We start from the raw sequence: 14,001 nt of genomic DNA, 5'->3' as shown, positions 1-14,001 counted from the left end.
TGCGGAACGCTGGGCGTGAACATGGCGTGCGCAAACGCCGGGAGGCAGGCATAAACCAGCAGGAAATTTGCTTTCAGCCCTTCGGCGCTTGCCGTTTGGCGATGGTTTCCGCTGCCAGTTGCTGCTGATAGCTGGTAATTTCCCCCTCCTCCGTGCCGTCCAGCCGGTAACGCGCGCCGCCCTGGGTGACGGCTTGCAGGTAGCGCCCATGTTTGGCGTGCATGGCCAGCGTCTTCTGCACCACTTTCTTGGATGCGCCGGGGAAACATTCCTCATTCACTAGCCGGAACACATCCTTGTCAACGCCGATGGCCAATGGCAGGTAATCACGCCAGACGGAGAAGGCGTTCAGGCGGTCGTTCAGTTCGCGGGCTTTCAGGTCGCTGGGAGAAATAACGGGTTTCTTGGGTGCTGGTTTGCGGGCGGGTTTCTTCGCGGTGGGCTTGCCCTTCCCTGCCCCTGCGGGTTTGCCGGGTGGCTTGCGGGTGGTGGGTAGGTCTTCGCGCCGGATGACGCGCTTGCCGGATCGTTTCACCTGGCCCGGTGCGGGTGCTTCGCCGCTGGCTGGCTGGCGGGTGAGGGTCAAAGTCTTTTTCGGTGTGTCGCTCATGGTTTCCTGTACCCGTGTTGCTGTTCCGGGGTTTCCCGCCTGGCGGTGTTGTATGGCGGGGAGTGTAGCAAGGCCAGCCGGAACCACGCCAGTTTGCCCGCCGCGCACGCTGTTGAAATCAGCCTTTCCCCTCCCCCTGCCTTCAAAGTGTAGCAACTGTAGCAAGTGTAGCAGTAGCAACTCCCTGAGTAAGAAAACCAAGGGTAAGGAGAAGGAAAGAATAGGATATAAATATATTATTAATAATAAAAACAATAATTTAATAATATATAAGAATATTAGTATTTCTCTATGTGTAGCAACTGTAGCAAGTGTAGCAAGTCCCTTTAACCCCAAAGTGTAGCAACTGTAGCAAGTGTAGCAACTCACTTGCCTTACCCTACTCTGGACGCAAAAAAGCCGGGTTTCCCCGGCTCTGCCAATGCTTCCCTCTGGCCTTATAGTTGACACGTTTTGAACGGCAAAACCTGCCCGCCTGCCCTAAGTTCGTCTAGATAATCCGCCCATACTTGCAGCATGTCGCGCCGCTCTTCCAAATATTCCTGATGGTTGTAAATGCCCCTTACAGTTGGGTCTTTGTGCGCAAGCTGCCGTTCTATGGCTTCCTTGTCCCAGCGCCGTTTCCCATCCTCCCCTTTCATGCCGTTCAACATGGTGGAAGCGGTATGGCGGAAACCATGGCCACTCATTTCGGTTTTATCGAAGCCCATCCGCCGCAAGGCCGCGTTCACGGTGTTATTGCTCATGGGTTGGTCATGGGTGCGGATACTGGGGAACAGGAAGCCGCCGCGCCGGTTGCCGGTCAAGGGGAAAAGCTCTTGCAGTATGTCGACTGACTGCCGACATAGAGGTACGTAATGGACTGTAAGATTGGCTTCCTTGACGTGTCGCCGCGCCTTCATGCGTTTTACCGGGATAGTCCACAATGCATTTTCAAGGTCGAATTCAGACCACTTTGCCGTTCTCAATTCCGTAGGCCGTAACATCACCAGGGCGGAAAGCCTCAACAGACAACAGGTCGTAAATTGCCCCTCATAGCCGTAAATGGCTCGCATCAATTCGCCCAGCTTGCCCGGCTCTTTAATAAAAGCAAAATGCCTTACCTGCCTTGGTTTCAACACCAGCGATGTTTTTATATCCCGCGCCGGGTTACGTGGCGCTATCCCTTGCGCTATGGCGTAATCGTAAACCTGCTGGATGTGTTGCTTGACCTTGCGCGCCGCCCCGCCTGCCCCGCGTTCATCCTGCCTGCAAATGACTTTCACGATCTCGGGGGCTTCAATCTCGGCAATGGGGCGGGAACCTATCCAGGGGAATACATCCCGCTCGAAGTAACCCAGCATCTTTTCCGCGTATCCTGGCTGCCATGTTGGTAGGTAGCGCCGGTGGTATTCCCTGGCGATGAATTCAAAGCTGTTTTGCGCCTTTTCCGCCTTGATGGCTTTCTGTTCGCGTTTGTGGGCCGATGGGTCAACACCTCGTGCCAGCAGCTCCCGCGCCTTCCTGTGCTTTTCCCTGGCGGTTTGCAGGCTGATTGCCGGGTATACGCCGATAGCCAGAGTTTTCTGCTTACCGTCCAGACGGTAGTTATAGCGCCAGTATTTTCCAGTGGTGGTGACATGCAGATAAAGGCCTCCGCCATCGCCAAAGTTGCGGGGCTTGCCGTCCGGGTAGGAATTAGCATTTTTGATGGCTGAAGCCGTTAATTTGCCGCTCATTGTTGGTATCTCCTGTCGTGTGGTTCAGAGATACCAACAATAATACAAGCAATTTTTTGGAATCCCCTGATACAGGGTGGTACACCATGACACAAGAAAGCCCTTGCAGATTATCGCCTGCAAGGGCTTTCTGGCGCTCCATGACACAGCATGAAACAATGTAATGGTGGCTATGACTAGATTCGAACTAGTGACCCCATCATTATGAGTGATGTGCTCTAACCAACTGAGCTACATAGCCTAGAGGCTGGCGATAGTAGCTTTTGCACCGGCTGCTGTCAATGCCCTTTTTCTGCAATATTCAGAGAGCGTTCAGGCAATATGATAATTTATATCCACGGGTTCAATTCTTCATCACTATCCACCAAGGCCCAAGTGCTGAAACAGTGGCTGGCCAGCCGTAACCGCGTCCAAGAATGGTTCAGCCCCGACCTGCCCCACCGGCCTGCCGAAGCCATGGCCACCCTCATCAAGCTGATCGAAGCAGCTCAGGAACCTCCCAAACTAGTCGGCAGTTCCTTAGGCGGGTTTTATGCCACGCATTTGGTCGCCAAGTTCGGCCTGAAAGCAGTGCTGATCAATCCCGCTGTCCATCCAGCATTACTGTTGCGTTCATTGGCAGGAACCACCCAGCAATTTTGGTATGGCGGCGGCAGTTACACCTTCACGCAGGAACATGTGAATGAATTGGAGGCGCTGGATCAGCTTGCCCCCGCCAACCCGGAAAAAATGCTGGTGATGCTGGAAAACGGTGACGAGACGCTGGACTGGCGGGACGCGGCCGCCTATTACCGCCAATCCCATCAGTTGATTTTCCAGGGCGGCGACCACAGCTTCACCCGCTTCCAGGACATATTGGAACTGATAGACCGGTTCTGACGAACCCACCCGGTAATCATGGGCAGAATCATGTCGATATGTTAATTTGCTGACTGCTTGAGCGTGTGGCAATATCACGCACTGATGGCAGTGCTTGGGGGCATGCTCCTGTTATCCTTCCGGCCCAACAGGAAACTGGCTCTAACTGTCCTAAGATGCAACACATGGCAGATGCGGCATGTGCAAACGGATATTATAAATTATACTTTATTTTTTATATACTTAAACACATATTATCCAAACAGTATCACCCTAAAACACACGATAGAGGAAAAGCTGAAATGCGATTCACAACCAACAAAATCATCGCAACAGGGCTGGTTGGGCTTAGCCTGATGGCGACCACGCTGCATGCAGATGATAAAAAAGTCGTAGCCACCGTCAATGGGGTGGAAATTACCCAAGACACGTTGGACGCTGTCTCTGGCATGGTCAGCCGCTCCACCCAGGGGAACAAGGTTGACAACAAGGCGCTGCTTGACGACCTGATCATCACCGAGCTTGCCCGCCAGGAAGCCAACAAAGCCGGGCTGGCGGAGCGTCAGGAAATCAAGGACAAAGTCAAGGACGTCACTGACAAACTGGTGCTGAACACCTGGACCCAGGAAAAAGCTGCCTCCTTCAAACCCAGTGATGAAGAGCTGAAAAAAGCCTACGACGAACGCACCGGCGGCGAAAACAAATACGAGTACAAGGCACGCCACATCCTGATGAAAACCAAGGAAGAAGCGGAAGCCATCATCAAGGAACTGGAAAGCGGCGTCGATTTCGCTGATCTGGCGAAAAAGAAATCCACCGGCCCCTCCGCCCCGACCGGCGGCGACCTCGGCTGGTTCAAGGCCGACGCCATGGTCAAGCCCTTCTCCGAAGCCATCGCCAAAATGGAACCGGGCACCATCAGCAAGGAGCCGGTGCAAACCCAGTTCGGCTGGCATGTCATCAAGCTGGAAGAACGCCGTGACGCCAAACCACCATCCTTCGAAGAAATGAAACCCCAGTTGGAACGTGAATTCGAACAGAAAAAAATGCTCGAATACATGCAGGAATTGCGCTCCAAGGCTGATGTAAAAACTATGCTGCCGGAAGAAAAAGCGGCTGACGCCCCCAAACCGGAAGAAAAACCTGCCGACGCCACGAAAGCTGATGCCCCCAAACCAGAGGAAAAGCCAGCCACTGAAGCCAAGCCGGAAGACAAACCTACCGACGCCAAGCCGGGCGAAACGAAATAGGCTCCGACCCTTCCCCAATATCCCCGTTCCCACCGCTGGAGCGGGGATTTCTCGACACCCACCGCAGCAATCGTTATCTTTCCACCATAACCACCGATGATCGGCAGAACCAAAGGGAGGAGTCGGCATGAAACCAGAATGGAAAAATTTCCTCATTAATCACGGCGCAGAGTTCGCAGGCGATTCGCTCATCTCTTTTGGCAATCCTGAACGGGAACGGCGCATTCCGCCGCAAGGCGCCATCCTGTGCGACTTGTCGCATTTCGGGCTGATCAGCGTGAGCGGGGAAGACGCCGCCAATTTCCTGCAAGGCCAGTTGACCAACGATATTCGGCAGGTCACTGACACCTTCTCCCAACTCAGCGCCTACTGCACACCGCAGGGCCGCACACTGGCGACTTTCTTCATCACCAAACGGCAGGGCATGTATTACCTGAGCTTGGCGCGGGATTTGCTGGAGCCTAGCCTCAAACGCCTGCGCATGTACGTGCTGCGCTCCAAAGTGGCGTTGGAAGATGCCAGCGCCAGCTTGGTGCATTTCGGCTATGCCGCGCCAGATGGCGACAAACAGCTGGCGGACATCCTGGGCAAAGTGCCAGCCAACCCTTACGACACCCTGCAAATCGGCAATTTGACCGTCCTGCGCCAACCTGCGGCCATTCCGCGTTTCAAGGTATTGGGGGAACTGGATGACGCCCGCAAGCTATGGGAACGCCTCAACGTCAACGCCGCTTGTGTTGGCCGCAGCAGTTGGGATTATTTCAACATTTCTTCCGGCATCCCGATGGTGACGCTGGCCAGCACCGAAGCCTGGGTGCCACAGATGATGAACATGCACCTGATCAATGGCGTCAGTTTCAGCAAAGGCTGTTTTCCCGGACAGGAAATCGTCGCCCGCCTGAAATACCTGGGCAAGAGCAAACGCCAGATGTACCGCATCGGCGTTCCGGGCTGCGTAACAGTCCCGGCGATTGGCACCGCCGTCAGCAGCAGCGCTGACCCTGAAGCTGGCAGCATCCTCAACGCCACCCGCAATCCGGATGGCTATGTCGAAGCGCTGGCGGTCATGAAAATTGCGCAGGCCAGCCAACCACTGACCCTGGGGGAATATCCGGTGCAAGTGCTGGAATTGCCTTACGCGCTGGAAACGGAATAGCCCTGCCTACACCCAACAAAAAAGGGCGCAATTTGCGCCCTTTTTTATGTCAGACAACTACTATTCCCAACCCGTTAGCCGTTCCGGGCGTCCAGCTCCGCCGCCGTAAAGCCGGGCATCCGCGCCGCCATAATGGCGTTCGTGAGGGTGGCGCTCGGGCGCATAACCGCTTTGGTCTTGGCGGAATCAGCGAAGAAATAGCCGCCAATGTCAACCGGCTTACCCTGGGCGTCCCTCAGCTCCGCCAGGATTTTTTCTTCATTTTCCGTCAGGATTTTGGCCAGTTTGCCGAAATGCTCCGCCATTTCAGGTTCTTCGGTTTGCTTGGCCAACGCTTGCGCCCAATACATCGCCAGATAGAAGTGGTTGCCGCGTGTATCCAGCTCACCAGTCCTGGGCTTGGGTGATTTGTCGTTCAGCAACACATTGCCGATGGCCTCGTCCAGCGTTTCGGACAGCACTTTGGCTTTATTGCTGCCATATTGCCGGGCCACCTGCTCAAAGGAAACCGTCAGCGCCAGGAATTCACCCAGGGAATCCCAGCTCAGGTGGTTTTCCTCCAGCAGTTGCTTCACCAATACCGGCGCAGTGCCGCCAGCGCCGGTTTCGTACAAACCGCCGCCTTTCATCAAAGGGACAACCGACAGCATTTTGGCGCTGGTGCCGACTTCCATAATCGGGAACAGGTCAGTCAGGTAGTCGCGCAGGATATTGCCGGTGACAGAGATCGTGCTCTTGCCACGGATAATACGTTCCAGGCTGAAACGCATCCCGCGCAGTGGTGACATGATGCTGATATCCACACCGGTCAGGTCGTGGTCTTTCAGGTAAGTCTTGACCTTTTTGATCAGCTCGTATTCATGCGGGCGGTATTCATCCAGCCAGAAGATGGCAGGCAATTGGGACTCACGCGCCCGTCTGACCGCCAAGGCAACCCAGTCACGCACCGGCAGGTCTTTGGTCTGGCACATACGCCAGATGTCGCCCGCTTCCACATTTTGCTCAATCAGGACTTTGCCCTGGTCGTCCACAATGCGTGCCACGCCGTCTTCGGGGATTTCAAAGGTCTTGTCGTGCGAACCGTACTCTTCGGCCTTTTGCGCCATCAGGCCGACATTCGGCACTGTCCCCAGTGTTTTGGGGTCGAAAGAACCATTGGTTTTACAGAAGTTGATCATCTCCTGATAAATACGGGCGAAAGTACTTTCCGGCATCACCGCCTTGGTGTCTTTCAAGCGGCCATCCGGGCCATACATTTTGCCGCCATTGCGGATCATGGCAGGCATGGAAGCGTCGACGATCACGTAGTTCGGGGAATGCAGGTTGGAAATGCCTTTGGCGGAATCCACCATCGCCAGTTCCGGGCGGTGTTCGTAGCAGGCATGAATGTCGCGCTCGATTTCTTCACGCAGCGAGGTGGGCAGGGTGGCGATCTTTTCATACACACTGCTCATGCCATTATTCGGGTTGACGCCTATTTCCTTAAACAAGGCGCTGTGCTTGTCGAACAGCTCCTTATAGAAAATCTTCACGCAGTGGCCGAACACAATCGGATGCGAGACTTTCATCATGGTGGCTTTCACATGCAGTGAGAACATGACGCCGGTCTTCTTCGCATCTTCGATCTGCTGTTCATAGAACTCGCACAGGGCTTTTTTGCTCATGAACATGCTGTCGATGATTTCGCCTTCCAGCAAGGAAACCTTGGGCTTGAGGACGATGGTTTGGCCGCTTTTGGTCACCAGATCCATGCTGACATCACAGGCGCGATCCAGGGTCATGCATTTTTCACTGTGATAAAAGTCGCCGTCCTTCATGTGTGAAACGTGGGTGCGCGACGCTTGGCTCCACTCCTTCATTTCATGCGGATAAGTCTGGGCGTAACGTTTGACCGCAGCCGGGACGCGCCGGTCTGAGTTGCCTTCACGCAGCACAGGGTTGACCGCACTCCCCAGCACTTTGGAGTAACGGCGCAAAATGGCTTTGTCTTCTTCCGTTTGCGGGTCTTCCGGATAATCCGGCAGTTTATAACCAGCCGCCTGTAGCTCTTTGATAGTCGCTATCAGTTGCGGCACGGACGCACTGATATTGGGCAGCTTGACAATATTGCTATCCGGCTCCTGCGTCAGTTTGGCCAGCACACCCAGGTCGTCAGAAACCTGTTGTTCTGCTGTCAAATACTCAGAGAACTCCGCCAGGGTGCGCGCAGGCAAAGACAGGTCATTTTTGATGATCTCAATGCCAGCGCCTGATGCAAAGGTGCGGATAATGGGCAGCAAGGAACAAGTCGCCAACAACGGCGCCTCGTCAGTCAATGTATAAATTACCTTTGGTGTTTCATTTGTCATGTAAAATTATTCCTGAATAGCAGATTGTCCGACAATCTCATACAAATCCATCAATAACCACCACCACATCTGAAGTGCCCCAGAAGTGGAAGCTGCGCTCATAACGGACTTGCAGAGTCTCCATATTATGGTTTTTTTCGCAATTTTACCTGCTCTTTTCTGGTAATAATAGCGAAACTCGATCTGAACAATTGTCGACATTAGCGCAAGCCCATGCTTTTATTGCCGGGTGCAGAAACATTCCTGTAATATTTTGGGCGCTTTCTTTGGATAAATTGGAACCGGCTTGCCATGTCAGATCAATCATTGCAGTTCAACCACCTTGCACATGGCATCGCCACCACCATTTTGCAGGGCTTCAACCGGCACTTTGAAATCTTCCAGCGGATCACCGCCGGGGCGCGCCAACGCTTCGAGGCCGCTGACTGGCGGGCGGTGCAACTCGCCTCCCGCGAACGCATTGTGCTGTATGACCGGCGCATCGAGGAAACCATCGCCCTGCTACGGGATCTGTACCAAATCCGCTCACTTGACCAAGAACTGTGGAAGGAAGTCAAATACCGCTACATCCGCCTGTTGCTGGACCACCAGCAGCCGGAACTGGCGGAAACTTTTTATACCTCGGTGTTTTGCCGCCAGTTTCCACGCAAACATTACACCAACGCCTTCATCTTCCTGCGCAGCTCCACTTCGACCGAATACATTGACTCGGAGGAGACCAGCTACGTCGCCTATTACCCTGGCGCGACCGGCTTGCGCGAAGCCATTATCCGCATCCTGCAAAACGCCGGTTTCACCCTGCCCTTCGAAAACCTGGGGCGCGACCTGCGCAACATTTTCCGCGCCCTTGTCAAATGCTACCCAGGGCGGGCGAACCGCAAAGCGCAACTGAATTTCCAGCTGTCCGTCATCCGCCACGCCTTTTTCCGCAACAAGGCGGCGTACATTGTCGGGCGCATGATCAACGGGCGCGAGGAAACGGCGTTCGCCCTGCCCATCCTCAACAACGAGAAAGGCGGCCTGTATATTGACGCCCTAATCTGGGGGGAAAAGCAGCTGTCGGTTGTTTTCAGCTATTCCCAGGCTTACTTCATGATGGAGCACCTGGTGCCATCCGCCGTCGCCACCTTCCTGCAAAAGCTGATGCCGCGCCGCAATATGTCGGAGCTGTATTCCGCCCTCGGCTTGCACAAACAGGGCAAGTCGGCGTTTTACCGCGACTTCCTGCACCACCTGAAGCATTCCAGCGATGAATTCATTATTGCGCCGGGAATCCGTGGGATGGTGATGATGGTGTTCACCCTGCCCTCCTACCCTTATGTCTTCAAGATCATCAAGGACAAATTCGCCCCACAAAAGGAGTTCACCCGCCAGCAGGTTGAGGAAAAATACCAGTTGGTCAAACGCCATGACCGGGTGGGGCGGATGGCCGACATGCTGGAATATTCCAATGTCGCCCTACCGATGGAGCGCTTCGTGCCGGAACTGCTGCAAGAGCTGATCGAAACCTGCGCCAGCAGCATCAACCTTGACGACGGCAATATCGTGTTCCGCCACATTTATCTGGAGCGGCGGATGGTGCCGCTCAACATTTTCATCGAAACGGCGGATGGCGAAACCCTGGAACGGGTCATCGAAGACTACGGCAACGCCATCAAGCAACTGGCGGGCGCCAATATCTTCCCCGGCGACTTCCTCTACAAGAACTTCGGGGTCACGCAACTGGGGCGGGTGGTCTTCTACGACTACGACGAAATCAGCTACATGACGGAGTGCAATTTCCGCAAGATTCCGCCGCCCCGCTTCCCGGAAGACGAATTCAGCTCCGAACCCTGGTATTCGGTGGAGCCGAACGATGTCTTCCCGGAAGAATTCAGCACCTTCCTGCTGGCCACGCCCAAAATCCGCAAAATTTTCCTCAAGCACCACAAAGACCTGCTCGACCACCGCTACTGGAAAAAGAAGCAGGATGCGATCAATGCGGGCACCTACGAAGATGTCTTCCCCTACCCGCAGGCATTGCGTTTCAAGCGGCATTGAGAGGGCTCCCCGTAGTACACTCCGGGCATGAGTGAACCAGGCGCACCCGATTTCCTGCAACAACCCGTCACCGCCCTGCGCGGCGTGGGCGATGCGCTGGCGGAAAAACTGGCGCGGCTGGGCATCCTGCAAGTCGCCGACCTGCTGTTCCATCTGCCGTTGCGTTATCAAGACCGCACCCGGATTTGCCCCATCGCCGAACTCAAAGTGGGGCAGGAAGTGCTGGTTGAGGGCGAAATCGTCGCCACCGAAGTCGTGAACCGAGGGCGGCGCATGCTGCTGTCCCACGTCAGCGATGGCGGCGGCATCTTGACCTTGCGCTTTTTCCATTTCACCACAGCGCAAAAGCAAAGCTTGCGGGAAGGTGCCGCCATCCGCTGTTTTGGCGAGGTGCGGCAAGCAGGCTTCAAGCTGGAAATGGCGCACCCGGAATACCGCTTGCTCGGCAGCTCAGACCCGCCCCCCATTGAAAACACCCTGACGCCGACCTACCCCGCGACCGAAGGTTTGCAGCAGCGCAGCCTGCGGCGCTTGATCGAAATGGCCTTGCAGCATACGGACGGATTGCCGGATTTACTGCCGGAAACCATCGTCAGACGCCACAATTTCCCTCCCCTGCAAGCCTGCGTGCAGTTGTTGCACAATCCGCCGCCCGGCTCCACGGTGGAAGGCATGCGCCCCCATCGGTTGGTTTTCGAGGAATTGCTTGCCCACCAATTGGGCGTGCAGCAAGCCCGGCATGAACTCCGGCAGGAACAGGCCCCCGCCATGCGGGAAGCCAACCATTACTGGTGCCAGTTGTTGCGTTCCCTGCCCTTTGCGCCGACGGCTGCGCAAAACCGGGTGATCAGCGAAATCACCCGCGACTTGCAGCAGGGCATCCCCATGAACCGGCTGGTGCAGGGCGATGTCGGCTCCGGCAAGACGCTGGTGGCGGTGGCTGCCGCGCTGCACGCCATCGCCAACGGCTACCAGGTGGCGCTGATGGCCCCCACCGAACTGCTGGCGGAACAGCATTACCAGAACCTGACCCGCTGGCTGGAGCCGCTGGGTCTGGAAACCGTGTACATTTCCGGCAACCAGACCCCGCGCCAGCGCCGCCGCAAAGTGGAAAACCTGCTGCTGGGCATCGGCCACATCGCGGTCGGCACCCACGCCCTGTTCCAGCGCACGGTCGAATTCCTGCAACTGGGGCTGGTCATCATCGACGAGCAGCACCGCTTCGGCGTGCACCAGCGCATGTCCCTGCGTGAAAAAGGCAAGCAGGGCGACCACTATCCGCACCAGTTGGTGATGACCGCCACGCCGATCCCGCGCACGCTGGCGATGACGGCTTACGGCGACCTGGATTATTCCGTCATCGACGAATTGCCGCCGGGGCGCACGCCCATCACCACGGTCGCCCTCAGCAATGAGCGCCGCGATGATGTGATTGGGCGCATCGCCGCCGCCTGCCATGAAGGCCGACAGGCTTACTGGGTCTGCACCCTGATTGAGGAATCCGAAACCTTGCAATGCGAAGCGGCGGAAGCGACCGCCAGCCTGCTGCGCGAACGCCTGCCACATGCCGAGGTTGGGCTGGTGCATGGGCGGCTGCACGGTTTCGAAAAGGAAAGCATCATGCGCCAGTTCAAGCAGGGGGAAATCCAGTTGCTGGTCGCCACCACCGTGATTGAGGTCGGGGTGGACGTGCCGAACGCCTCGCTGATGATCATCGAGAACGCCGAGCGGCTGGGGCTGGCGCAATTGCACCAGTTGCGCGGACGGGTCGGGCGCGGCAGCGCCGCCAGCAGTTGCGTGCTGCTCTACCAGCAGCCCCTGGGCAAAACCGCCCGCAAGCGGCTGGACGCGATGCGCGCCACCACCGACGGTTTTGTGATCGCCGATATTGACCTGGAATTGCGCGGCCCCGGCGAAGTGCTGGGCACGCGCCAGACCGGGGATGTGCGGCTGCGGATCGCCAGCCTGTTGCGGGACCAGCACTGGCTGCCAGCGGTGCAGGTGGCGGCGAGGGAAGTGGTGGCGAATTACCCGGAACGGGTGGGGCTGCTGACCCGGCGCTGGCTGCAACAGGAAAATGGGGCTACAGCCACGCGCTTTTTCCAGAGCTGAAAGTCATCCCGACCTTTGGCTGTGCTAACATTGCCGGAAGGCAAAGCAGGAGGTTCATCATGGCGTCAACCGCAGAAAAGTTGGACTACATCACCGTTGAAGAGTATCTGGCGGGCGAAGAAGGCAGTGAAATCAAGCACGAATATGTGGATGGGCAAATATACGCCATGGCTGGCGGCAGCCTCAAACACAACCTGATTGCCTCCAACATTTCAGGCCTGCTGTGGAACCACTTGCGCGGGCAGCCCTGTTTTCCCCTGAGCAGCGACATGCTGGTGAAAACCTTGGGCAAACGCTTCCGTTACCCGGATGTCGTCGTCGTTTGCGAAAATGATTCCAGTGAAGATGAACAGGTCATGGCAAACCCCATCCTGATTGTCGAAGTCCTCTCCAAAAGCACCCGCAAAAAGGACAAGGGCGAAAAGCGTCTGGAATACCTCGCCATCCCCAGCCTGTTGGAATATGTGCTGATCGAGCAGGATTTCGCCGAAGTTGAAGTCCAGCGCCGCAGTGTCGGCTGGCAATCCGCCTATTATTTCTTGGGGGATGAGGTTGTGCTGGAATCGGTCAACGCCAGCATAGCCGTCGAAGCCATTTATGAACGTGTCACCAACGAAGACATGCTGGTTTGGCTGGAACAGAAGACAGGGTAAGCGGGCAACCTGCACGCATTGTGCGGTATAGGCGAACCGATGCTGCTACACTTCCCGCCCTCTTTCCAATCAACGTATACCATGCCAACCAAACTTCCCCGTTTTGGCGAATTCATCGCCCTGATCGCCATGCTCAGTTCCCTCACCGCGCTCGCCATCGACACCATGCTGCCTGCGCTGGCTGCCATCGGGCACGACTTGGGCGTACAGCACGCCAACGACCCGCAACTGATCATTTCCTCCCTGTTTTTGGGGCTGGCCTGTGGGCAGGTGCTGTTCGGCCCGCTGTCGGATGCGACCGGACGCAAACCGCTGATGTACGTGGGGCTGGGCATTTTCATGCTCGGCAGCCTGATCGCCATGCTGGCGCAGGATTTTTCCCACATGCTGGTCGGGCGCGTCTTGCAGGGGTTGGGCACCTCCGCGCCACGGGTGCTGACGATTGCGCTGGTGCGCGACTGCTATGCAGGCAGGGCGATGGCGCAGGTGATGTCGTTCACCATGAGCATCTTTATCCTGGTGCCGATGCTGGCGCCGTCCTTGGGGCAGGGCTTGCTGCTGCTGGCGGGCTGGCGCAGCATTTTCACCACCTTCCTGGTGCTTGCCCTGGTGGCGGCGACTTGGTTCCTGCTGCGGATGCCGGAAACCTTGCCTCCAGACAAACGCCGCCCCCTCACTTGGCGTAAGTTCACCCAAGCCTTGCGCGAAGTGCTGACCACCCGCACCAGCATGCTGTTCACGCTGGCCACCGGCATGGTGTTTGGCGCATTCCTAGGTTACTTGAGCTCGGCGCAGCAAATCCTGCAAATCCAGTACGGGTTGGGGAAATCTTTCCCGCTGTATTTCGCGCTGCTGGCTTTATCGATCGGTGCAGCTTCCATCCTCAACGGGCGGCTGGTGATGCGCTATGGCATGCATTGGCTGGCGCAGCGGGCGGTGCTTGGCTTCACCCTGATGTCCGGCCTGTTCCTGCTGATCGCTTACGGTACGCACGGGCAGCCGCCGCTGGCGCTGCTGATGGCATACTTCAGCCTCGCCTTCCTGTCGCTGGGGATGCTGTTCGGCAACCTGAATGCGCTGGCGATGGAACCGCTTGGGCACATCGCCGGGATCAGCGCCTCCGTCATTGGCTCACTGTCGACGCTGGCCGCGATTCCGCTGGGAACGCTGATCGGGCAGAGTTACGATGGGACGGTGCTGCCGTTGGTCCTGGGCTTTTTTGCGTTGGGGCTGATGGCTAGTGGATTGGTTTTGGC

At 56.6% G+C, this 14,001-nt stretch carries 10 protein-coding genes and 1 tRNA gene; 7 read left to right on the top strand and 4 right to left on the bottom strand.

Features of this window, described 5'->3' with window-relative positions; all coding sequences use genetic code 11:
- Positions 1 to 73: 73 nt before the first annotated feature.
- The 3 genes from VSS37_RS07930 to VSS37_RS07920 all read right to left on the bottom strand — a co-directional run bounded on the left by VSS37_RS07930 (position 74) and on the right by VSS37_RS07920 (position 2,569).
- On the bottom strand, positions 74 to 775 hold the full coding sequence (locus VSS37_RS07930) for a ProQ/FINO family protein (RefSeq protein ID WP_324694296.1): 702 nt from the start codon (positions 773 to 775) through the stop codon (positions 74 to 76).
- Positions 776 to 1,047: 272 nt separating this feature from the next.
- Positions 1,048 to 2,328: a tyrosine-type recombinase/integrase gene (locus VSS37_RS07925; protein ID WP_324694295.1), complete on the bottom strand. Its 1,281-nt coding sequence runs from the start codon at positions 2,326 to 2,328 to the stop codon at positions 1,048 to 1,050.
- A gap of 164 nt (positions 2,329 to 2,492) precedes the next feature.
- Positions 2,493 to 2,569 (bottom strand) — tRNA-Met (locus tag VSS37_RS07920).
- An 80-nt stretch (positions 2,570 to 2,649) separates the two neighbouring features.
- On the opposite strand from VSS37_RS07920, the gene VSS37_RS07915 reads away from it, so the two are divergent.
- From VSS37_RS07915 to ygfZ, 3 genes are all read left to right on the top strand, one after another.
- Positions 2,650 to 3,207, top strand: a complete 558-nt coding sequence (locus VSS37_RS07915; RefSeq protein WP_324694294.1) for a YqiA/YcfP family alpha/beta fold hydrolase — start codon at positions 2,650 to 2,652, stop codon at positions 3,205 to 3,207.
- 281 nt (positions 3,208 to 3,488) lie between these two features.
- Complete coding sequence (locus tag VSS37_RS07910) at positions 3,489 to 4,436, top strand: peptidylprolyl isomerase (RefSeq protein ID WP_324694293.1); 948 nt, start codon at positions 3,489 to 3,491, stop codon at positions 4,434 to 4,436.
- Between the two features lie 127 nt (positions 4,437 to 4,563).
- Positions 4,564 to 5,592 (top strand): CAF17-like 4Fe-4S cluster assembly/insertion protein YgfZ, encoded by a 1,029-nt coding sequence (gene ygfZ / locus VSS37_RS07905; protein WP_324694292.1) that lies wholly within the window; start codon positions 4,564 to 4,566, stop codon positions 5,590 to 5,592.
- A gap of 74 nt (positions 5,593 to 5,666) precedes the next feature.
- Here the strand turns inward: ygfZ and VSS37_RS07900 are convergent, their stop codons facing one another.
- On the bottom strand, positions 5,667 to 7,940 hold the full coding sequence (locus VSS37_RS07900; protein WP_324694291.1) for an NADP-dependent isocitrate dehydrogenase: 2,274 nt from the start codon (positions 7,938 to 7,940) through the stop codon (positions 5,667 to 5,669).
- Positions 7,941 to 8,231: 291 nt separating this feature from the next.
- Here VSS37_RS07900 and aceK point away from each other — a divergent pair, with 291 nt between their 5' ends.
- From aceK to VSS37_RS07880, 4 genes are all read left to right on the top strand, one after another.
- Positions 8,232 to 9,980, top strand: a complete 1,749-nt coding sequence (gene aceK, locus VSS37_RS07895) for a bifunctional isocitrate dehydrogenase kinase/phosphatase (RefSeq protein ID WP_324694290.1) — start codon at positions 8,232 to 8,234, stop codon at positions 9,978 to 9,980.
- A gap of 27 nt (positions 9,981 to 10,007) precedes the next feature.
- Positions 10,008 to 12,092 carry an ATP-dependent DNA helicase RecG gene (gene recG / locus VSS37_RS07890; protein WP_324694289.1) on the top strand — a complete coding sequence of 695 codons (2,085 nt, stop codon included), beginning with the start codon at positions 10,008 to 10,010 and terminating at the stop codon, positions 12,090 to 12,092.
- A gap of 59 nt (positions 12,093 to 12,151) precedes the next feature.
- The gene (locus VSS37_RS07885) at positions 12,152 to 12,745 is read left to right on the top strand and encodes a Uma2 family endonuclease (protein WP_324694288.1); all 594 of its coding nucleotides are present in this window, start codon (positions 12,152 to 12,154) and stop codon (positions 12,743 to 12,745) included.
- Positions 12,746 to 12,826: 81 nt separating this feature from the next.
- Positions 12,827 to 14,001: multidrug effflux MFS transporter (locus VSS37_RS07880; RefSeq protein WP_324694287.1), on the top strand; the 1,175-nt coding region annotated here is incomplete at its 3' end.

Source organism: Candidatus Thiothrix phosphatis, from assembly GCF_035668035.1.
GTDB classification, from domain to species: Bacteria; Pseudomonadota; Gammaproteobacteria; order Thiotrichales; family Thiotrichaceae; genus Thiothrix; species Thiothrix phosphatis.
Note: the sequence above shows the minus strand (reverse complement) of the source record. Positions and strands in the feature narration are given on the sequence as shown.